This is a genomic window from Nonomuraea sp. NPDC004580, assembly GCF_040609855.1.
Taxonomy (GTDB): domain Bacteria; phylum Actinomycetota; class Actinomycetes; order Streptosporangiales; family Streptosporangiaceae; genus Nonomuraea; species Nonomuraea salmonea.
In genome coordinates this window covers 1-18,822 of sequence record NZ_JBEXLH010000104.1, presented here as the reverse complement: position 1 = coordinate 18,822, position 18,822 = coordinate 1, and the positions used below count along the sequence as shown (strand labels likewise).

The window sequence follows — 18,822 nt, the reverse complement described above, 5'->3', positions numbered from 1 at the left end:
TCCGCTGCCTCAAACGCTACATCGCCCGCGAGCTCTACCAGATCATCACCAGAACCGATCATGAAACCAGCGCTTGACATCAATAGGAGCATCCCGGACCTTCCCGTCGCGCTCCCCCCGCTCGGCGCACCTCCCCCGCGCGTCGCCGCCCGGCAGGGCCGTCTCCCCATCACCGCCCCGGCGGCACGTCATCCCCACCAATGCGGAACATGCATCAATTAATCGACCCTTCGTGCTGGACCCGCATTTCTCTGCTCGGCAGGATGAAGTCAGGCGAACGGAACGAATGGAGCTCTTGGGTGGCGGGTGGACAGCGCGGGCAACTGCGGGGACTTAAGGTGGTGGAGTTCGCTCACGTGGTCGCCGGGCCGCTGGCCGGGTCCATGCTCGCCGACCAGGGCGCGGACGTCATCCACGTCGAGCCGCCCGGCAGCGGCGACGCCGCACGCGCCATGGGGCCCACGCGTGACGGCGTGCCGCTGTGGTTCAAGGTCGCCGGGCGCAACAAGCGTTCCGTCACGCTGGACCTGCACGACCCCGACGGCCGGCGGCTCGCGCACCGGCTGGTCGCCTGGGCCGACGTGGTGATCGTGACGCTGCGCGCGTCCCGGCTGCGGGCCTGGGAGCTCGACTGGGAGGCCGTGCACCGGATCAACCCGAAGGCGGTGCTGCTGCAGATCTCCGGGTTCGGCGCGACGTCGTCCCAGGCGGACGCGCCGGGCTTCGGCAAGGTCGGCGAGGCGCGCAGCGGGGTCGTCCACCTGACCGGGTTCCCCGACGGGCCGCCCGTGCACACCGGGTTCTCGCACGGGGACGCGGTGACCGGGCTGATGGGCGCGTACGCGGTGCTCGCCGCCCTGCACCGCCGCGCGAACGACCCCGGCTTCGACGGCGAGTGGATCGACCTGGCGCTCTTCGAGCCGCTCTTCCGGCTGGTCGAGTGGCAGGTCATCGCCCACGACCAGCTCGGCGTCGTCCCCGGCAGGTCGGGAAACCAGCTCGCCGTGGCGCCGGCGGCGGTGATCAACACGTACCTGTCGGGTGACGGCGACTGGATCACCGTGACGTCGGCGACGCTGCGCTCGGTGCTGAACGTCGTCCGCCTGCTCGGCCTGCCCGAGGACGAGTACGCCACCACCGCGCAGCAGCTCGCCGGCCGGGAACGGCTGGACACGGAGCTGCGGGCCTGGGTGGGGGCGCGCGGCACGGACGCGTGCCTGCGGGCGTTCGCCGAGGCCGAGGTGGTGGCGTCGCGGGTGTTCACCGTCGAGGACATCGCCGCCGACCCCGTCTACGCCGAGCGCGGCGACATCGTCACCGTGGACGACCCCGACCTCGGCCCCGTCCGCATGCAGGCGGCCCTGCCGCACTTCCACCACGAACCGGGCGGTGTCTGGCGCACCGGTCCCGCGCTCGGGCAGGACAACGACCTCGTCTACCGCGACTGGCTCGGCCTCGACGGCCGGGAGTTCGACGACCTGGAGCGGCGCGGTGTCATCTGACGCACGCCCCCCGCTGCGGTCGATGCTGTTCGTGCCGGGGACCAAGGTGGAGTGGCTGGCCAAGGCGGCGGCCGCCGGGGCCGACGCCGCCGTGCTCGACCTGGAGGACGCCGTCCCGGCCGCGGAGAAGGGCGCGGCCAGGGAACGGGTGGCCGAGGCGGTCGCGCGGGCATCAGGAGATATGGCGATCTTCGTCAGGATCAACCCGCTCGACGGCTGGCCGGCCGTCGAGGACCTGCGTGCCGTCACCCGGCCCGGACTGGCGGGCGTGCTGCTGCCCAAGGTGGGCGGGCCGGCGGACGTGGTGCTCGCCGACCGCATGCTGACCTGGTGCGAGCGGGAGCGGGGCCTGCCGGCCGGGCAGGTCGCGCTGGTGCCGCTGCTGGAGAGCGCCGCCGCGCTGCGCGGCGCGTACGAGATCGGCCGGGCCGCGCCGCGCGTCGCCTACCTGGGCGCGGTCACCGGCAGGGGAGGCGACGTCGAGCGGGCGGTCGGCTACCGGTGGAGCCCGTCCGGGAGGGAGACCCTGGAGCTGCGCTCACGCGTGCTGCTCGACGTGCGGGCGGCCGGCGTGCCGTGCCCGGTCGCGGGCCTGTGGACCACGGTCGGCGACCTCGACGGGCTGCGTGCCTTCGCCGAGCAGAACCGCGCGCTCGGCTACGAGGGCATGCTGGCCATCCATCCCTCGCACGTACCGGTGATCAACGAGGTGTTCTCGCCGAGCCCCGAGGAGCTGGCCCGCTACGCACGGCTGATCGCGGCCGTGAAGGAGGCGCAGGCGCGGGGTGCGGGCGCGGTCACGTTCGAGGGCGAGATGGTGGACGAGGCCATGGCCGCCCGCGCCCGCGGGGTGATCGCCGGGGCTTGTCGCGGGCCGCGGGGCTGATCAGGGTCGCGGGTGATCGCGCTCCCCCGCGAGGAGGCACGGTGACGCCGGACTCGACAGCCGCCTTCGACCACATCTCCGCCGGTTACGACCCCGATCCCGCGCTGTCGATGTCGCTGCACGCCGACGCGTACACCGACCCCCGCTGGCACGAGATCGATCAGCGCGACACCATGCCCGCCTCGTCGTCGTCCACCAGGAAGCCGCCTGACTGATGGCGCCAGAGGCGGGCGTAGGCGCCGTCGGCCTCGATCAGCTCGCCGTGGGTGCCCTGCTCGACGATGACGCCCTTGTTGAGCACGACCAGGCGGTCCATGCGGACGACCGTGCTGAGCCGGTGGGCGACCACGACCGCGGTGCGGTCCTGCATGAGCCGCCACAGAGCCTCCTGCACGAGGAGCTCGCTCTCGGAGTCGAGCGCGCTGGTGGCCTCGTCGAGCAGCAGGAGCGGCGCGTCGCGCAGGATCGCGCGGGCCAGCGCGATGCGCTGCCGCTGGCCGCCGGAGAGCTTGACGCCGCGCTCGCCGACCAGCGTGCCGAGGCCGTCGGGCAGCGCGTCGGCGAACTCCATGACGTGCGCCGCCTCGGCCGCGGCCAGGATCTCGGCCTCGGTGGCGCCGGGCCGGGCGAAGGCGATGTTGTCGCGCACGCTGCGGTGGAACATGGCGGGCTCCTGCGGCACGTACGCGATGAGGCCGCGCAGGTCGGCCTGGCGCAGCCGGGAGATGTCCTGGCCGCCGATGAGGATGCGGCCCGCGTCGATGTCCATGAGCCGCAGCAGCAGCCGGGTCAGCGTGGTCTTGCCGCCGCCCGACTGGCCGACCAGCCCGATCTTCGCGCCCGCCGGGATGTCGAGGTCGAGGTCCTGGAACAACGGCAGCCCGCTCTTGTACGAGAACGTCACCCGGTCGAAGCGCACCGACGCGTCGGCGGGCCGCAGCGGCAGCGGGTCGGGCGGGTCGACCACCTTCGGCGGCGTCAGCAGCAGCTCGGTGAACTGCGCGGCCTCGGTGATCACGCTCTCCATGCGCCGGTAGATCTGGTTGAACTCGAACATGATGCCGATGGCGTTGGTGTAGTAGGTGAACGTCACCACGATCGCCTCGACGCCGAGCCCGCCCCGCAGCGCCACGGCCAGCAGCAGGCCGAGCGAGCTGCCGAGCACCGACAGCGGGGCGACGACGGTGTCGACCCGCAGGTTGCCGTAGTCCCATGAGCGCAGCGCGAGCCGCTGCTGCTCGGCCAGCTTGACCCGGTGCTCGGCGGCCTCGCGGCGCTCTGCGGCGAAGGCGCGTACGGTGTCCATGTTGGACAGCACGTCGGCCACGTGGCCCGAGACGTGCACCCGGGCGGCCTCGCGCGCGTCCACCAGCTTCTGGCGGCGGCGGATGAGCGGCGCGACGAGGAAGCCGGTGACGGCCAGCAGGCCGATGAGCACGACCACCAGCAGCGGGTGGTACTGCCACAGCACCACGCAGGCGAAGATCAGCGGCACGACCTTGGCCATGACGGAGAACGTCAGCGTGTCGACGAACTCCTCGAACCTGGCGGCGAAGCCGAGCACCCGTTTGGTCAGCGCGCCGGCGAAGTTGTCGTGGAAGAACGCGGCGTCCTTGGCCAGCAGCTCGTCCATGCCGATGATGGCCAGGCGTTCGACGCCGCGCGCGTCGGTGCGGTTGATGAAGTGCAGGCCGATCCGCCACAGCGTCTCGCCGGCCAGCAGCACGGCGCCGAAGCCGAGCACGTAGGGCAGCAGCGCGGGCAGCGTGCCGTCGCCGCCGCCCGCCAGGTGGCCGACGAGCCCGGCCACGCCGAGCGGCGCGACGTAGAACAGGCAGATGTTGCCCAGCGCGGGCATCAGCAGCGCGGGCGCCGCGACCGGCCACAGCCTGCGCAGCTCGCCGAGGTAGTGGCGCAGCGCCAGCCCGACCGCGGACCTGCGTACGGACGGCCCGCCCGCATCGGCCGCCTGCGTGGCTCGCGGTGCGGAGCTCTGCTCGGTCTCCCTCTCTTGCTCAGAAGCGACTTCCGGCACGCTCATCCGCCCTCCCCGATCGCCGACGCAGCCCACGACATGCTGCCGTCCGTGACCCGGACAAGCGAATGATTTTTTCCCGGCTTATCGGACGTTCCCCCAGCTAGGTGCGTAAGTGATGCGCATCACCGCTACGAAAGCCTCGCTTTCCGTCACATATCCCGGCCCGATTCCGTCTCCAGGGTGAAACCACCTTCAGGGGGAGGCCCACATGCGTACGGCACAGGCCAGGCGCTCATTCCAGCTCTCTCACTGGTCGTTCATGTTCGCCGAGATCGCCCTCTGGTCGTTCGTCGTGCTGACGGTGACCGGAGCCGTGCTCATGGTGTTCTACGACCCCGGCATGACCCAGGTCACCTACGACGGCCCGTACGCGCCGCTGCGCGGGCTGCTGGTCAGCCAGGCGTTCGACTCGACCATGCAGCTCAGCCTGGAGGTACGCGGCGGCCTGCTCATCCGGCAGATCCACCACTGGTCGGCGCTGGTTTTCGTGGCGGCGGTCGTGCTCCAGCTGCTGCGCATGTTCCTCACCGGCGCCTTCCGCAGGCCGCGCACCGGGCAGTGGCTGATCTGGGTGGCCCTGCTGGGGCTCGGCATGCTGGCCGGCGAGACCGGCAACGCCCTGCCCGACGACCTGCTGTCGGGCGGCAGCCTGTGGCTGATGGTCTCGGTCGTGCAGTCCGTGCCGGTGGTGGGCACGTGGGCGGCGTCCCTGCTGTTCGGCTCCGCCTTCCCCGGTGAGCAGGTCATCCCGGTCCTGTACGGCGGGCACCTGCTGCTCTCGCTCGTCGTCGCCGCGCTGCTGCTCGCCCGCGAGCTGCTGGTGCGGCGGAACGGCCACTCCCGCTTCGTCGCCTCGCTGCCGGTGCGGCGCGGCGCGCGCCCGCTGATGGCAGGCGCCACCGCCGGCATGCTGATCATCCTCGGGTTCGGCTTCCAGATCGCGCCCATCTGGCTGTACGGCCCCGCCCGGCCGACACAGGTCTCCGCCGGTTCGGTGCCCGACTGGTACATGGGCTTCCTCGACGGCGCCCTGCGGATCATGCCGGGCTGGGAGCTGACGCTCGGCGGCTACACGCTGAGCCTGGCCGTCCTCGTGCCGGCCGTGGTGGTGCCCGGGGTCTTCTTCACCGCGCTGGCCGCGTACCCGGTGGCCGAGCGCATGGTCGCCAAGCGGCGGGGCCGGCCCGTGCCCGCGGCCGGCCTGCTCGACCGGCCGCGCGAGAAGCCGGTGAAGACGGCGCTCGCGGTCGCCGGCATCACGTTCTACGGCCTGCTGTGGACGGCGGCGGCCAACGACCAGCTCGCCCACGGCTTCCACCTGACCGTCGAGTCGGTGACGATCTTCTTCAGGTACGCCGTGTTCATCGGCCCCGTCGTCGCCTTCGTCGTGACCAGGTGGATCTGCCTGGCGCTGCGGCAGGCCGAGCGGGAGGCGGCCGAGCACGGCGTGGAGAGCGGCGTCATCGTGCGGACCCCTGACGGCGGCTTCCACGAGCGCCTGGAGCCCGACCGCCGTGAACGGCGCCCCGAGCTGAAGGTCTGAGCTGAAGGTCTGAGCTAGAGGTCTGAGCCGATTCCGGGGCCCGCGACGGTGATCGCGGCGCGCGGCAGCGACTCGCGCTGCGCCTCCTGCGGGCCCACGACGGCGTTGAGCCCGCCGTCCACGATCTGCGCGACAGCGTCGCCGGAGACGAAGGGCTCGCTCGTCTGCCCCTCGACCCTGATCAGCATGCGGGTGCGGGTGCAGAACAGGCTGGCCTCGCTCTCCCGCGAACCGCTCACCGCCGCCTCCATGGGCCCGGAGAAGCCCTGCTGCCTGGCCGGGTGGCCCTGGCTGCGGGTGAGGTCGAGGTCGAGGGTCCAGTCGGCGCCGGACAGCCCGCAGTGGCCCTCGGAGTTGACCCAGGCGATCATGTCGTAGGTGCCGACCTTGATCTGCGCGAGCGGACGCTCGGCCTCCTCGGGCAGCTCGCCGTGGTCGACCAGCCCGCGCAGCGTGGGCAGCGGCCACTGGGCCGGGTCCCTCAGCAGCGGGTCGGTGACGGGGGCTGAGCAGGAGACGAGGACCGGCGACATCAGGAACCCGGCCATGACACGCGCCAGACGATTGGTCAATCTCATCTTCCTCATTCGGCGACGCAGATCGATCATGATCCATCGCACAACCTATCCCAATGTCACCACCACTCCGGCCATCCCCTGACGTGACCGGGAGGGGGCGGCGGCACGCCGGTGTCGCGCGAGAAAGCGTCCGCCCGCTGACCACTACGCGCATATCCGCAGTTCACGCCGGGTAACCAGGCGCGCGGGGAAGGCGGTCGCGGGTGAGCTGGAGTGGGCGCGCAGATCGTGCCGAAGCCCGGCTCCTGGTACGGCCGCCGCCGACGGGACCGCGCTCGCCACCGGCGACCGGGCCGGGGTGTCGATCCAGCTCAACCCCGGCCGCATCGGGACGCTGCGGGCCGCGATCGGCGCCCCCGGGCGTCCCGCGTCCCGCTTCTGGCAGTTCGTCCAGCCCTGGGAAGCGGTCCCGGCATGGACGCGGTCCCGCGCGGCTCCAGGAGGCCCGCTCGACGCACGGCATCCGCAGCCTGGACGAGATCGGCTACGCCATCCTGGAGCGTTCCCGCGTCATCAGTGTGATCCCGGCACGACCCTGATCACGGTGGGCGCGGCCACCGCCCGGGATCGTCGCGGTGCTCGCCGGTCGCGCGGTGGTTCAGCCGAGCTCGTGGGGGCCGAGGTGCCTGCGGCGGTCGCCCTCCTCGTCCTCCTCATCGACGCCCTCGGCGCCGGGGGTGACCCCGGGCGTGACGCCCGCGGAGCGCCTGAGCGTCTCCTCCTCGGTGGGGGTCAGCGGCGCGCCGGCGGCCTCCTCGCTGCCCCCGCGCTCGATCGGCTGGTCCTTCTTGTCGTTCATGGGTCCCCCGTGGCACGGAACGTGTGCGGATACGTCCCGTCTGGCTGCCCGTACGCGGGCCGCTGTAACGCGCCTGTCAGGAGGCGTCGTCCTGGTAGGCCAAGCGGGTCAGCAGGGTCTTGAGCTGCTCGGCCTCGCCGGGCTCCAGGCCGGAGATCAGCCGCTCGGCCAGCGGCCCCGCGCTCACGTGGGCGGCGTCGAACAGCTCCAGGCCCTGGGGCGTGATCTCCACGACGCGTACGCGCCGGTCCCCTGGAACGGTCCTGCGGACGGCCAGGCCAAGCCGCTCCAAGTCGTCCACGACCCGCATGACGCCCGCCTTGTCGGTGCCCGTGGCGGCCGCCAGGTCGCGCTGCACGGTGGGCCCGCGGTTGACCAGCACGATGAGCACGGCGAAGTGGCGCAGCTCGATGCCGAGCGGCCGCAGCGCCTCGGTCAGCACGTTCGCCGCCCGCCAGTGGGCCTTGCGCAGGAGCAGGCCCAGGGCGAAGGGCGAAGGGTCGCCGGGGCGGTCGGTCGCCCGGGGCGTGGCGGGCTCAGGAGCGGTCATACCGGCATAGTACCCGTACGCTCTCATTCACGACGGTTTCAGGTGAAACAACTCACACCCATCGCGTCCGAAATCGTATTGATTGATACTATTTCGAGTGATACCGTAGTAGGTGTAACGAACATCGGGGGAGGAATCATGGAGGTCTACGAAGCCGTCACCAGCCGCAGGTCAGTGCGTGCCTTCACCGGCCGCCCAGTCCCGAAGGAGGTGCTGGAGCGCGTGCTGGCCGCCGCCGCGTGGGCGCCGTCCGGCTCGAACCTCCAGCCCTGGCACGTCTACGTGGTGACCGGCGAGCGGCTCGCCGAGCTCAAGAGGCGCGCAGGAGAGCGCGTGGCCGCCGGCGACGCGTGGGACGAGCGCGAGTACGAGATGTACCCGGCCGAGCTGAAGTCCCCGTACCGCGAGCGGCGCTCCGCGTTCGGCCGGGAGCGTTACGGCGCGCTCGGCATCGCACGCGAGGACTGGGAGGCCCGCCAGCGGGCCGCGGCGGAGAACTGGCAGTGCTTCGGCGCGCCGGCCGCGCTGTTCGTCTACATCGACCGCGACATGGGCCCCGCGCAGTGGGCCGACCTCGGCATCTACCTGCAGACGGTCATGCTCCTGCTGCGCGCGGAAGGTCTGCACAGCTGCCCGCAGATGGCCTGGTCGGTCTACCGCAGGACGGTCGCCGAGAGCGTGCGGCCCGCCGAAGGGCTCGTGCTGTTCTGCGGCATGTCGATCGGGTTCGAGGACGTCTCGGTCAGTCAGCCGCGTACGGGCCGGGCGCCCCTGGAGGAGACCGTCACCTTCGTCGGCGGCCCCTCCCCCTCCTGCCGGAGCCGGCGCCGCCCGGCCCGCCGCAGGGGTCACACGGTCCGCGCCCGCCTGCCGCGGCCGACACCGGACGACGACCGGCCCACCGGGTCCGGCGCCCCCACCCATCAGGAGAGACATGACCAGCCAGCTCCGCCTCGGCGGTGACCTGACGATCAACCGGCTCGGGTTCGGCGCCATGCGCCTGTCCCAGGCCGTCCCGGGCGGGCCCGCCCGGGACGCCGAGCAGGGCCGTGCCGTCCTGCGCAGGGCCGTCGAGCTGGGCGTGGATCACATCGACACGGCCGGCTTCTACCGCAGCCAGGACGGCACGGTCAGCGCCAACACACTGATCCGCGAAGCCCTGTCGCCCTACCCCGACCGCCTGGTCATCGCCACCAAGGCGGGCCCGGTCTTCGGGCCAGGAGGTCCGCGGCCCGGCACCCCCGCCGAGGTGCGGGCTCAGGTCGAGTCCGACCTCGAGAGCCTCGGCCTCGACCGGCTCGACCTGGTCTACCTGCGCGTCGGTGGCACGGGACCCGCGCCGGGCGAGTCGCTGGCCGAGCGCTTCGAGGTGCTCGCCCGGATGCGCGACGAGGGCCTGATCCGCCACCTGGGCGTCAGCAACGTCGACGCCGCCCAGCTCGCCGAGGCCCTCGGCATCGCGCCGGTCGCGGCCGTCCAGAACGCCTTCCACCGCGGCCTCCGCGCCGGCACCGCCGTGCTCGAGGCCTGCACGCGGGCCGGCATCGCCTTCGTGCCCTTCTTCCCCGCCGGCGGCGGGCTCGACGACCCCGGCCTGCTCAAGGTCGCCGACCGGCACGCCGCCACCCCGCGCCAGGTCGCGCTGGCCTGGCTGCTGGCTGTCTCGCCGGTGATCGTGGTCATCCCCGGCACCGGTTCCGTGGCCCATCTCGAGGAGAACGTGGCCGCCCGCTCGATCACGCTCACCGGCGACGACCTCGCCGATCTCGCCTGACGCCCGTGGCCGGTCCCGGGCGTCCATGCAGGAAGGACGGCCATGACCATGACGATTCATCACCGCTTCCTGGCCTCCGAGGAGACCGGCCGGCTGCCGGACGGGGGCCCTGCGGGGCTGGCGGCGCTGCCCCGGCCGGTGGCCGTCGCGGTCGGCGGCGGCGGGGTGCTGGGGGCCGCGCAGGTCGGCATCGGGTACGCGCTGGAGCAGCGCGGCTTCGTCCCCGACCTGATCGTCGGCACCTCGGTGGGCGCGCTCAACGGCGCCATCGCGGCCGCCCACCCCGGTGCGGCGGCGCCGTGGCTTGACCGGGTGTGGACGCGGGTGCGCAGGCGCGAGGTGTTCCCGCTGTGCCGCCTGCCCTCGCGGGCCGGGGTCTTCGCCGACCGCGGCCTGCGCCGGCTGATCGCGCAGGCGGGGCTGCCGTCGCGGATCGAGCAGCTCGACGTGCCCTTCGCCGCCGTGGCCATGGATCTCGCCACCGGGGCTCCCGCGCTGCTCGACCACGGTGACCTGGAGTCGGCGCTGCTGGCCAGCGCCGCCATCCCGGGGATCCTGCCGCCGGTCGTGCGCGGCGGCAGGACGCTCGTGGACGGCGGCGTGATCGCGTTCGTCCCCGTACGGGCGGCTCTGGAGGCGGGTGCGGCCAGCGTGGTCGTGCTGGCGACAGGACAGACGAGCATGCCGCCGCGCCCGTCGGCGCCGCCCCGGTGGGCGGGCGCGGTCGCGGCCAGGGCGGGGCTGCTGCTGTTGCAGCACCAGATCGCCCGCGACCTGCGCGAAGTGTCCGAGCGCGTCCCGACCGTCGTGCTGCCGACCGGCGTCGAGAGCTGGCCGGCCCCTTGGGACTTCCGCCAGTCCCGCCGTCTGATCCACACCGCCGCCGCCGCGGCGGGCCACTTCCTCGACACTCTGCACATAGACGGCCCCGGCCTCTACCAGGCGGACGCGGGCACGCGGCCCCCGTTGCACGGCCCGGACACGGCCGGCATGCGAAGAGCGGGCCCGGGGCCGGGCGCGAGCCGAGCGGCCGGCCACGAGGGAGCGGGGGTCCGGCTGTGAGCACCTTCGCGTTCGTCAACATCGCCCTGCGGGGGCACGTCAACCCGACGCTTCCGGTCGTCACCGAGCTGGTCCGCAGGGGGCACACGGTCACCTACCACGTCGCGCCCGCGTTCGCCGAGGTGGTCGCCGGCGCCGGCGCGACCGTGCGCACGTATCCCGGGGGCGACCTGCACCTGCCCGAGCGGCCGACGCCTCTGACGATGCTGGACGGGCTCGCGCGCACGACCGTCACGCTGCTTCCTGCGCTGCTGGACGACCTGCGCCGCATCGGCCCCGACCTGATCGTGCACGGCTCGGCCTGCCCGTGGGGCGCGGTCGCGGCCGCGGAGCTGGGGGTGCCGGCGGTGTCGGCGTTCACCACGTTCGCGTTCGGCTGCCGCGTCCCGAGCCCCACCCGCGCCTCGTGGCCGATGATCGCCTCGGCGGCGGCCCGGCCCGGCGTCGCGACCGGCTACCTGCGGTCGCGGTGGGAGCTGCACCGGGCCTATGACACGGGCCGGCTGCCGCTGCTCGACCTCGCGAACGTCCGGCAGCCGCTCAACCTGGTCTTCACCGCCCGCGCGTTCCAGCCGGACGCGGAGAGCTTCGACGACTCGTACCGGTTCGTCGGCCCGAGCCTGGGCGAGCGCCCGCGGGACCCGTCGTTCCCCATGGACGCGCTGCGGGACCCGGTGCTGTACGCCTCCCCCGGCACGGTGCTCGACGCGGGCCCGGAGCTGCTGCGGACGTTCGCCGCCGCGCTGGCCCCGCTGGGCGGCACCGTGGTCGTCTCGACCGGCCGCACCGACCCGGCGGCGCTGGGCCCGCTGCCCCCGAACGTGCTGGCCCGCCGCTTCGTCCCGCAACTGGAGGTGCTCGACCGTGCCGCGCTGTTCGTCACTCACGGCGGCATGAACGGCGTGAACGAGGCCCTGCACGCGGGCGTCCCCATGCTGGTGGTCCCGCAGGGCGCGGACCAGCCGCTGGTGGCGAGGCGGGTGGCGGAGCTGGGCGCGGGCCTCGCCCTGGCGCCGCACGAGGCGGACGCGGAGGCCGTACAGGTGAGGGCCGGGCTGCTGCTCGGCGAGCCGCGCTTCCGCGCCGCGGCGTACGACCTGCGCGACGCCCAGCGCGCGGCGGGCGGCTACCGGCGCGCGGCCGACGAGCTGGAACGTCACCTCGGCCAGGGCAGCAGGCCGGTGCCCGCGAACGCGCGAGGGCGGTGAGCGATGTCCGCCGTCGTGGTCGTCCTGCTGCTGGCCGGGCTGTCGGAGTCGGCGGGCCGGATCCTGCCGTTGATCGCGCGCCGGCCCGGCGTGTCGCGGGCGCACGCGGTGCGGCTGCTGCTGACCGGGGCGGTGGTGGAGTTCGTGGTGTTCGCGCTGTGGCCGTGGGCGGCGGGCGTGCTGGCCGAGCTGCAGAGCCCGCGCACGGAGGCCGCTCCCGGGTGGACGCCCGGTCTCGCGGCGCCGCTGCTGCTCGCCGCCATCGTGGCGTTCCCCCTGCTCGGGCCGCTGCTGCACACGCTGCTCATCGTCGCGGTCGGCGCGAACCTCACGGGCTCGCTCGCCACGGCGACCGGGCTGGGCTGGTGGAGCGCCGCCGGCTGCGTCACGGTCGCCGGGCTGGGGCTGGGCGCGGCCGTGGGCGGCGTCAGGTGGCTGGTCGTGCGGATCAGCGCGCTCCAGGCGGTGCCGGCATGACCGAGTTCCCGCTGCTCCTCCTGGCCCTCGGCATGGTCCTGCTCGCCGAGGCGCTGCTGGCCCGCTACGAGGTGCTCGTCTACACCGCCGGCTGGCGGACCGCCACCGGCGAGCTGCCCCACGGCCTCCCCTACGCCAGGGGCGCCGACCCGAACCGTCCTCCCGCGGCGTACCTGGTCTATCTGGACGGCATCGGCAAGCGCCGCTTCACCGACACCCGCGACGGCGGCCGGCTGGTCAAGGCGCTGCTCGACAAGGCGCCCGAGGTGCGGGTGCTGGGGCAGGTGCAGCCGTACTCGCCGCTGGCCGACCCGCTCGCCGACCGGCCCGTGTGGGCGTGGCTGCGGCGCCGCGCGCAGTTCCTGCTCTTCCTGCACAACGTCATGCAGATCTTCGTCGCCGCCGACCGCCGCTACCGCCCGCTCTACAACCGGGCGGTCGGCACCCAGATCGCCCGGCAGCTGCGGCTGGCCGGCTACCGGCCGGGCAGCGGCATCCCCGTGGTGCTGCTCAGCTACAGCGGCGGCGCGCAGGTCGCCACCGGCGCGGTCAAGGAGCTGCACGCCAGGCTGGCCGCCCCGCTCCTGCTGATCACGCTCGGCGGCTTCCACAACGGCGCCAACGACCTCACCCACGCCCGCCACCTGCACCGCCTCACCAGCGACGCCGACTGGATCGAGCGCCTGTGCCTGATCCTGTTCCCGCAGCGCTGGCCGGCGGCCGGCGGCAGCGGCTGGAACCGGGCCGTCCGCGCGGGCAAGGTCACCACGCACCGCCTCGACCCGGCCACCCACATGGGGCGGCGCAGCTACATCAGCCCGGACGCGCGGCTGCCCGACGGCCGCACCTACCTCGACCACACCGCCGACACCGTCGTCCGCCTCATCCGCGAGCCGCTCAGCCCGTGACGCTCTGGCCCCGCCGTCAGTGGCCGGTGGTGAGGACCATGCGGTAGCGGGCCTCGCCGGACAGCATGCGGTCGTAGGCGGCCGCGACCTCCTCCAGCGGGCGGGTCTCGGTGAGCGCCCGCACGCCGGTCAGCGCGGCGAAGCGCAGCGTCTCCTCGACCTCGCGGGCGGTGCCGGACGGGTGGCCGTGCACGGTCCTGCTGTTGGTGATGAGCTGGAACGGGCTGACCTGGATGGGCTCGGGCGTGGCGCCGAGCACGACCAGCTCGCCGTTGTCGCCGAGGCCGTCGATGGCGGTGCTCATCGCCTCGGAGCTCGCGGCGGTGGCCAGCACGACCCTCGCGCCGCCGAGAGCCTGGAGCTGCCCGGCCACGTCGCCCGCTGTGGAGTCGACGTAGTGGTGGGCGCCGAGGTGCTTGGCGGTGTCGGCCTTGTCGGCGCCGCGCGCGACGGCGACGGTCTCGAAGCCCAGCTTGTTGGCGAACTGCACGCCGAGGTGGCCGAGCCCGCCGAGGCCGAGGATCGCGACGAGGTCGCCCGGCCGTGCGGCGCTGCGCCGCAGCGAGTTGAACGTGGTGACGCCCGCGCAGCCCATGGGTGCGGCCTCGACGGCGCTGATCTCGTCGGGGACGCGGGCGAGCGCGGAGGCGGGCACGGTGGTGTACTCGGCGTACCCGCCGGGGTAGGCCCAGCCGGGCACCTGCATGCGGGCGCAGTGGATGAAGTCGCCCTCGCGGCAGGGCCGGCAGGTGCCGCAGTTGCCGCCGAACCAGCCGACGGCCACGCGGTCGCCGACGTTCCAGTCCTCGACGCCGTCGCCGACCGCGTCCACGCGGCCGGCGATCTCGTGGCCGGTGACGAGCGGGAACGACACGTTCGGGAAGCCCGCGTCGACGAAGCCGGCGTCGGAGCGGCACACGCCGCACGCCTCGACGGCCACGCGGACGTGGCCGGGGCCCGGCTCGGTCAGCTCGCGCTCGACCAGGTTGAACGGCCCGCCGGCCTCGTTGACCTGGGCGGCGCGGTAGAGAGTGGTCATGGACATCAGGTACCCCTTGAGCGGAGAACGAACGTGGTGGGGACCGGCTCGCCGGCCCACGTCAAGCACACCACTCCGGGACCGGCCATAGGGGGCCTGACAGGCCGGGCCTGCACCTCACGTTGCAGACGCTGGAGCACGTGCCGGCGTTCGTCATCGGGCGGCGCACCGACGTGCTGGCCGCCAACTTCCTTGCTCGGCAGGTGCTGACCGACTTCGAGGCGCTGCCCGCGCCGCAGCGCAACCTCGCCCGCTACTACCTGCTCGACCCCGCCGCCCGCGAGCGGGTGGGCGACTGGGAGCGAATCGCGTCGGAGACGGTGGCGATGCTCCGGCTCGAGGCCGGCCGCTACCCCCACGACCGGCGGCTGGCCGACCTGGTGGGTGAGCTGACGCTGCGCTCGCCCGAGTTCACGACCTGGTGGAACGACCACCGGGTGCTGCGCCGCACCCACGGCAGCAAGGTCTACCACCACCCGGAGGTGGGCGAGCTGCACTTCTCGTACGAGAGCTTCATGCCGCCGGGCGACACCGACCAGATGCTGTGCGTCTACAACGTCGAGCCCGGCTCCCCCACCGCCGACGCGCTGCGCCTGCTGAGCAGCTGGGCCGCCCCGGGTCACACGGCCCGCTCCTGAGACCTGGCTTGGCGTAGCGCTGATCACCCGCGAACCGTGCGGTGCGCGCGGCATCGACGCCGTGCTCACCGCCAAGCTCCTCACCGCCCTGGAGGCGGACCGGTCCGTCGCCCGCTGACCGCTCAAGGGAGCAGCGGGAGGCGGCCGACGATCTTGTCGACCTTGTTGCGCGGGCCGACGACGCTGACCGCGTAATACTCGATGTCCTCGGGCGCGGTCTCCTTCACGGTGGCGAGGTAGTCGGCGTAGACGCGGGTGTGCTGGGCCGCGGCCGGCATGTCCGCCACGTGGCAGGTGTCGGCGGCGGCGGCCTTGGCCCTGATCGTGCGCAGCGTGGCCGCGTCGGCGGCCAGCACCGAGCAGCCCGCCCAGGGCAGGCCGGGGTGGGCGGCGCCGCTCGCGTCGATCGCGTCGTCGCCCAGCAGGCCGGTGACCGCCGATGAGGTGGCCGCCGCGACGCACACGGCCGCGTTGACGGCCCGGCCGGCGGGCAGGGCGTCGTTGACGACGATCACCCACTTCAGGCGGGCCGCCCTGGTCGGGGCGGTGGGGTCGATCTCGTCCGGCGTGAAGCCGACGGTGCTGCCGTCTGACATGGCGACATCCCTTGTTCGTTCGTACGGAACCGATGGGTTACGGTATTCATCCATGCGTTAGAGCAGCAAGCAATCCGTACATGTATCGAAGAAAGCGGGTTTTCGGCGGCCATGGACGAACTTGATAAGGCGATTGTCCGCGAATTGCAGTCAGATGCACGGATGACCAACCGCGACCTCGCGGCGGCCGTGGGCGTCTCGCCGACCACGGCGCTCGACCGTACGCGGGCGCTGCGCCAGCGGCAGGTCATCCGCGGGGCGATCCTCGACGTCGACCTCGCCGCGATCGGCCGCCCGGTGCAGGCCCTCATCGCCATCCGGGTACGCCCGCCGTCCCGGCGCAACATCGAGGGCTTCCGCAACTGGGTCAGCCGCCTGCCCGACACGCTCGGCGTCTATGTGACGGCCGGGACGGAGGACTTCATCCTGCACGTGGCGGTGCCCGACAACGACAGCCTGTACGCGTTCGTCATCGACAAGCTCACCGAGCGGCCCGAGGTGGCCGACGTGCGCACCTCGATCGTCTACGAGCACATCCGCAACAACCGGATCGCGCCGGCCAGGTGACTGGTCAGGCGCTCTCCCCCACGCTGCGCTCGTGCCACTCCGCCAGCGCGACCAGCAACCCGTCGGCGGCGCCGCCGAACATCGCGCTCAACTCCTCGGCGCTGACCGCCACCACCACGTGATCGAGCAGGTCGGCCCGGAGCTTGGCGGCCCTGGTGTCGCCCGCGCCGTCGGGGTCGAAGGCGGTGGCCGCGAGATAGAGGCCGCCCACGCCCGCCGCGGAGGCGGTCTGGCGAGCCTGTGTGCCGAGCACGGCGGCGGGGTCGGCGGGCACGGCGGGCAGCACCGGCCGGCCGTCGCGCAGCAACAACGTCAGCGGCCTGGCCGGCGTCTGCTCCCCCACCTCGCCGTCCGGCACGAGCACGCCGCCGTCGTCGCGGCGCGCCACGTCACGCGGACGCGCCCAGGGCAACCCCCTGGCCTGGTCGTCCGCACCCGCCCGGCTGAACAGGCGGCCATCGGCGTCGACCACGAGGTCGCCGGGCTGCCAGCGCTCGCCGTCGAGTGGTGTGTGCACGTTCGTCATGGTGAGCACGGTACGCGGCGGCTGTGACAAATGATCGAGGAGGGCGGGCGCCGCGGCCCCGCTACGCTAGCGTAGGGCGTCAAAGTGCCGGAACGCCGGGTCGGCGAGGTCTCCGGCCGCGTGAGCCCGACGGAGGCACCCCCATGCACGACGACTACGGCGGCCTCGAAGGCGGGGTGGCCCCGTGACGCGCCGGCCTGCGGTGGCGGGCCGCGGCCGGCATCCCGCGGTGGTGATCGCGGCCGGGTTCGGCTCGGCGGTGCTGATCGGCACCGTGCTGCTCGCCACGCCGATGGCGACGGCCTCGGGCGAGGGCGACTGGATCATCGCGTTCTTCACCGCCACCTCGGCCGTCTGCCTGACCGGGCTGGTGGTGGTCGACACGGCCTCGCACTGGTCGGTGTTCGGCGAGGTGGTGATCACCGTGCTCTTCCAGGTGGGCGGGCTCGGCATCATGACGCTCGCCACGCTCGTCATGGTGATCCTCTCCGGCCGCATCGGGCTGCGGGCGCGGCTGTCGGCGCAGCTGGAGACCAAGTCGGTGGTGGCCGCCGACCTGCGTCAGGTGCTGGCGAAGGTGGTGATGTTCACGCTGGTGTGCGAGGCGGCGGTCGCCGCGGTCCTCACCGTACGGTTCGTCACCGGCTACGGCGAGCCGCTCGGCAGGGCGCTGTGGCTCGGCGTCTTCCACGGTGTGTCGGCGTTCAACAACGCCGGCTTCGCCCTGTGGCCGGACAACCTGATGCGGTTCGTCACCGATCCGTGGATCTGCCTGACCATCGCCACCGCGGTCATCGTCGGCGGCCTCGGCTATCCGGTCGTCTTCGAGCTGCTGCGCACGTGGCGGCACCCGCGCCGCTGGTCGGTGCTCACCCGCGTCACGGTCGGCCTGAGCGTGCTGCTCATCGGCGGGGGCACGCTCGCGTTCCTGATGACCGAGTGGCGCAACCCGGCCACGATGGGCCCGCTCGACGACTCGGGCAAGCTGCTCGCCGCGTTCTTCGCCGCCGTCATGCCGCGCTCGGGCGGCTTCAACACGCTCGACGTGAGCCAGATGTACCCGTCCTCCTGGCTCGTCACCGACATCCTGATGTTCATCGGCGGCGGCAGCGCGGGCACGGCGGGCGGCATCAAGGTCACCACGTTCGGCTTCCTGGTGTTCATGATCTGGTCGGAGCTGCGCGGCGAGACCCACGTGAACATCGGGCACCGGCGGCTGCCGGCGTCCACCCAGCGGCAGGCGCTGTCCATCACGCTGCTCGGCGTCATCCTGGTGGCGCTGTCCACCTGGCTGCTGCTCATCATCAGCGGGCACGACCTCGACCGGGTGCTGTTCGAGGTGATCTCGGCCTTCGCCACCAACGGCCTGTCGACCGGCATCACCACCGACATCTCGGTGGCCGGTCACGTGCTGCTGAGCCTGCTGATGTTCGTGGGCCGCATCGGGCCGCTCACGCTGGGCTCGGCGCTCGCGTTGAAGCAGCGTACGCGCCGGTACGAGCTGCCGGAGGAGCGCGTCATCATCGGCTGAGGGGCGTCGGGACGAATGCGTTCGTCTCCGTGGGTAGAGGGGTGATCCATCCACCCAGGAAGGCCCCCCCAGATGAACACTTCGCACACCACAGCAAACCGCACTCCGCTGCAGCTCGCCGCACTGGTCACCGGCGTGGTGTTCCTGCTGGTCGGCGTGCTCGGGTTCGTCCCGGGCGTGACCACCAACTACGACGACCTGCAGTTCGCCGGCCACCACTCCGACGCGATGCTGCTCGGCGTCTTCCAGGTCTCGATCCTGCACAACATCGTCCACCTGCTGTTCGGCATCGCGGGCGTGCTGCTGGCCAGGACGTGGAGCGGTGCCCGCGCCTTCCTCATCGGCGGCGGCGTCATCTACCTGGTGCTCTGGCTGTACGGACTGCTCATCACGCACGACAGCCCGGCCAACTTCGTGCCGCTGAACACCGCCGACAACTGGCTGCACCTCATCCTCGGCATCGGCATGACCGGCCTGGGCGTGCTGCTCAGCCGCCGGACGGCCGTCACCCGCTGACAGAGATGATGTAGGTGAGCACCTCCCGCCAGTCCTGACCCACCCTCTGACTGACCTCGGGTCTTCAACGGGATCTGTCGGTCT

Annotated in this window: 21 protein-coding genes; 14 read left to right on the top strand and 7 right to left on the bottom strand. The window is 72.9% G+C overall.

Going from position 1 to position 18,822, the window contains the following annotated elements; genetic code table 11:
* Positions 1-200: 200 nt before the first annotated feature.
* From ABZW11_RS45035 to ABZW11_RS45025, 3 genes are read left to right on the top strand one after another with little or no spacing between them, the layout of a single operon-like run.
* Positions 201-1,502 carry a CoA transferase gene (locus tag ABZW11_RS45035; protein WP_355432311.1) on the top strand — a complete coding sequence of 434 codons (1,302 nt, stop codon included), beginning with the start codon at positions 201-203 and terminating at the stop codon, positions 1,500-1,502.
* A complete protein-coding gene (locus tag ABZW11_RS45030; protein ID WP_355432308.1) occupies positions 1,492-2,388 on the top strand; it encodes a CoA ester lyase in 897 nt (298 codons plus the stop codon). Before ABZW11_RS45035 ends, ABZW11_RS45030 begins: the two co-directional genes overlap by 11 nt.
* Positions 2,389-2,429: 41 nt before the next feature.
* Positions 2,430-2,603 carry a hypothetical protein gene (locus ABZW11_RS45025; RefSeq protein ID WP_355432305.1) on the top strand — a complete coding sequence of 58 codons (174 nt, stop codon included), beginning with the start codon at positions 2,430-2,432 and terminating at the stop codon, positions 2,601-2,603.
* Here the strand turns inward: ABZW11_RS45025 and ABZW11_RS45020 are convergent.
* Positions 2,549-4,429 (bottom strand): ABC transporter ATP-binding protein, encoded by a 1,881-nt coding sequence (locus tag ABZW11_RS45020; protein ID WP_355432302.1) that lies wholly within the window; start codon positions 4,427-4,429, stop codon positions 2,549-2,551. The two genes, ABZW11_RS45025 and ABZW11_RS45020, sit on opposite strands and share 55 nt — an antisense overlap.
* 205 nt (positions 4,430-4,634) lie before the next feature.
* Here ABZW11_RS45020 and ABZW11_RS45015 point away from each other — a divergent pair, with 205 nt between their 5' ends.
* Complete coding sequence (locus ABZW11_RS45015; RefSeq protein ID WP_355432299.1) at positions 4,635-5,969, top strand: cytochrome b N-terminal domain-containing protein; 1,335 nt, start codon at positions 4,635-4,637, stop codon at positions 5,967-5,969.
* Positions 5,970-5,983: 14 nt separating this feature from the next.
* On the opposite strand, the gene ABZW11_RS45010 is transcribed toward ABZW11_RS45015, so the two are convergent.
* The 3 genes from ABZW11_RS45010 to ABZW11_RS45000 form a co-directional block, all read right to left on the bottom strand.
* A complete protein-coding gene (locus ABZW11_RS45010) occupies positions 5,984-6,541 on the bottom strand; it encodes a hypothetical protein (RefSeq protein ID WP_355432296.1) in 558 nt (185 codons plus the stop codon).
* A gap of 604 nt (positions 6,542-7,145) precedes the next feature.
* Entirely contained in the window at positions 7,146-7,346 is a 201-nt protein-coding gene (locus tag ABZW11_RS45005) for a hypothetical protein (RefSeq protein ID WP_355432293.1), read from the bottom strand.
* Between the two features lie 76 nt (positions 7,347-7,422).
* Positions 7,423-7,896, bottom strand: coding sequence for a MarR family winged helix-turn-helix transcriptional regulator (locus ABZW11_RS45000; RefSeq protein WP_355432291.1), 474 nt, complete (start codon positions 7,894-7,896; stop codon positions 7,423-7,425).
* Between the two features lie 138 nt (positions 7,897-8,034).
* Here ABZW11_RS45000 and ABZW11_RS44995 point away from each other — a divergent pair, with 138 nt between their 5' ends.
* Genes ABZW11_RS44995 through ABZW11_RS44970 form a run of 6 tightly spaced genes read left to right on the top strand, consistent with a single transcriptional unit; the run spans position 8,035 to position 13,325 of the window.
* Positions 8,035-8,859, top strand: a complete 825-nt coding sequence (locus tag ABZW11_RS44995; RefSeq protein WP_355432288.1) for a nitroreductase — start codon at positions 8,035-8,037, stop codon at positions 8,857-8,859.
* Positions 8,831-9,670 (top strand): aldo/keto reductase, encoded by an 840-nt coding sequence (locus tag ABZW11_RS44990; RefSeq protein WP_355432285.1) that lies wholly within the window; start codon positions 8,831-8,833, stop codon positions 9,668-9,670. Before ABZW11_RS44995 ends, ABZW11_RS44990 begins: the two co-directional genes overlap by 29 nt.
* A 48-nt stretch (positions 9,671-9,718) precedes the next feature.
* A complete protein-coding gene (locus tag ABZW11_RS44985; protein WP_355432282.1) occupies positions 9,719-10,732 on the top strand; it encodes a patatin-like phospholipase family protein in 1,014 nt (337 codons plus the stop codon).
* Positions 10,729-11,940: a macrolide family glycosyltransferase gene (locus tag ABZW11_RS44980; protein WP_355432279.1), complete on the top strand. Its 1,212-nt coding sequence runs from the start codon at positions 10,729-10,731 to the stop codon at positions 11,938-11,940. The genes ABZW11_RS44985 and ABZW11_RS44980 overlap by 4 nt, the downstream gene beginning before the upstream one ends.
* Before the next feature lie 3 nt (positions 11,941-11,943).
* A complete protein-coding gene (locus ABZW11_RS44975; RefSeq protein ID WP_355432276.1) occupies positions 11,944-12,417 on the top strand; it encodes a hypothetical protein in 474 nt (157 codons plus the stop codon).
* Positions 12,414-13,325, top strand: a complete 912-nt coding sequence (locus ABZW11_RS44970; protein WP_355432273.1) for a hypothetical protein — start codon at positions 12,414-12,416, stop codon at positions 13,323-13,325. The genes ABZW11_RS44975 and ABZW11_RS44970 overlap by 4 nt, the downstream gene beginning before the upstream one ends.
* 16 nt (positions 13,326-13,341) lie before the next feature.
* Here ABZW11_RS44970 and ABZW11_RS44965 read toward each other — a convergent pair whose 3' ends face one another.
* On the bottom strand, positions 13,342-14,370 hold the full coding sequence (locus ABZW11_RS44965; RefSeq protein ID WP_355432270.1) for an alcohol dehydrogenase: 1,029 nt from the start codon (positions 14,368-14,370) through the stop codon (positions 13,342-13,344).
* Between the two features lie 104 nt (positions 14,371-14,474).
* Between ABZW11_RS44965 and ABZW11_RS44960 the strand changes: the two genes are divergently transcribed.
* Entirely contained in the window at positions 14,475-15,002 is a 528-nt protein-coding gene (locus ABZW11_RS44960) for a hypothetical protein (RefSeq protein WP_355432314.1), read from the top strand.
* Between the two features lie 122 nt (positions 15,003-15,124).
* Here the strand turns inward: ABZW11_RS44960 and ABZW11_RS44955 are convergent, their stop codons facing one another.
* A complete protein-coding gene (locus tag ABZW11_RS44955; protein ID WP_355432267.1) occupies positions 15,125-15,598 on the bottom strand; it encodes a DUF2000 domain-containing protein in 474 nt (157 codons plus the stop codon).
* Between the two features lie 111 nt (positions 15,599-15,709).
* Between ABZW11_RS44955 and ABZW11_RS44950 the strand changes: the two genes are divergently transcribed.
* Positions 15,710-16,165, top strand: coding sequence for an Lrp/AsnC family transcriptional regulator (locus tag ABZW11_RS44950; protein ID WP_355432264.1), 456 nt, complete (start codon positions 15,710-15,712; stop codon positions 16,163-16,165).
* Positions 16,166-16,169: 4 nt separating this feature from the next.
* On the opposite strand, the gene ABZW11_RS44945 is transcribed toward ABZW11_RS44950, so the two are convergent.
* Positions 16,170-16,691 carry a hypothetical protein gene (locus ABZW11_RS44945; RefSeq protein WP_355432261.1) on the bottom strand — a complete coding sequence of 174 codons (522 nt, stop codon included), beginning with the start codon at positions 16,689-16,691 and terminating at the stop codon, positions 16,170-16,172.
* Between the two features lie 184 nt (positions 16,692-16,875).
* Here ABZW11_RS44945 and ABZW11_RS44940 point away from each other — a divergent pair, with 184 nt between their 5' ends.
* Together ABZW11_RS44940 and ABZW11_RS44935 are read left to right on the top strand one after the other, a co-directional pair.
* Entirely contained in the window at positions 16,876-18,222 is a 1,347-nt protein-coding gene (locus ABZW11_RS44940) for a potassium transporter TrkG (protein WP_355432257.1), read from the top strand.
* Between the two features lie 72 nt (positions 18,223-18,294).
* Complete coding sequence (locus tag ABZW11_RS44935) at positions 18,295-18,738, top strand: DUF4383 domain-containing protein (protein WP_355432255.1); 444 nt, start codon at positions 18,295-18,297, stop codon at positions 18,736-18,738.
* Positions 18,739-18,822 lie beyond the last annotated feature (84 nt).

Excerpts from the sequence above, each read along its gene's own strand:
- ABZW11_RS45035 (WP_355432311.1), top strand. The coding sequence starts at position 201 with ATGCGGAACATGCATCAATTAATCGACCCTTCGTGCTGGACCCGCATT.
- ABZW11_RS45020 (WP_355432302.1), bottom strand. The coding sequence starts at position 4,429 with ATGAGCGTGCCGGAAGTCGCTTCTGAGCAAGAGAGGGAGACCGAGCAG.
- ABZW11_RS45015 (WP_355432299.1), top strand. The coding sequence starts at position 4,635 with ATGCGTACGGCACAGGCCAGGCGCTCATTCCAGCTCTCTCACTGGTCG.
- ABZW11_RS45005 (WP_355432293.1), bottom strand. The coding sequence starts at position 7,346 with ATGAACGACAAGAAGGACCAGCCGATCGAGCGCGGGGGCAGCGAGGAG.
- ABZW11_RS45000 (WP_355432291.1), bottom strand. The coding sequence starts at position 7,896 with ATGACCGCTCCTGAGCCCGCCACGCCCCGGGCGACCGACCGCCCCGGC.
- ABZW11_RS44995 (WP_355432288.1), top strand. The coding sequence starts at position 8,035 with ATGGAGGTCTACGAAGCCGTCACCAGCCGCAGGTCAGTGCGTGCCTTC.
- ABZW11_RS44990 (WP_355432285.1), top strand. The coding sequence starts at position 8,831 with ATGACCAGCCAGCTCCGCCTCGGCGGTGACCTGACGATCAACCGGCTC.
- ABZW11_RS44985 (WP_355432282.1), top strand. The coding sequence starts at position 9,719 with ATGACGATTCATCACCGCTTCCTGGCCTCCGAGGAGACCGGCCGGCTG.
- ABZW11_RS44975 (WP_355432276.1), top strand. The coding sequence starts at position 11,944 with ATGTCCGCCGTCGTGGTCGTCCTGCTGCTGGCCGGGCTGTCGGAGTCG.
- ABZW11_RS44970 (WP_355432273.1), top strand. The coding sequence starts at position 12,414 with ATGACCGAGTTCCCGCTGCTCCTCCTGGCCCTCGGCATGGTCCTGCTC.
- ABZW11_RS44965 (WP_355432270.1), bottom strand. The coding sequence starts at position 14,370 with ATGTCCATGACCACTCTCTACCGCGCCGCCCAGGTCAACGAGGCCGGC.
- ABZW11_RS44955 (WP_355432267.1), bottom strand. The coding sequence starts at position 15,598 with ATGTCAGACGGCAGCACCGTCGGCTTCACGCCGGACGAGATCGACCCC.
- ABZW11_RS44950 (WP_355432264.1), top strand. The coding sequence starts at position 15,710 with ATGGACGAACTTGATAAGGCGATTGTCCGCGAATTGCAGTCAGATGCA.
- ABZW11_RS44945 (WP_355432261.1), bottom strand. The coding sequence starts at position 16,691 with ATGACGAACGTGCACACACCACTCGACGGCGAGCGCTGGCAGCCCGGC.
- ABZW11_RS44935 (WP_355432255.1), top strand. The coding sequence starts at position 18,295 with ATGAACACTTCGCACACCACAGCAAACCGCACTCCGCTGCAGCTCGCC.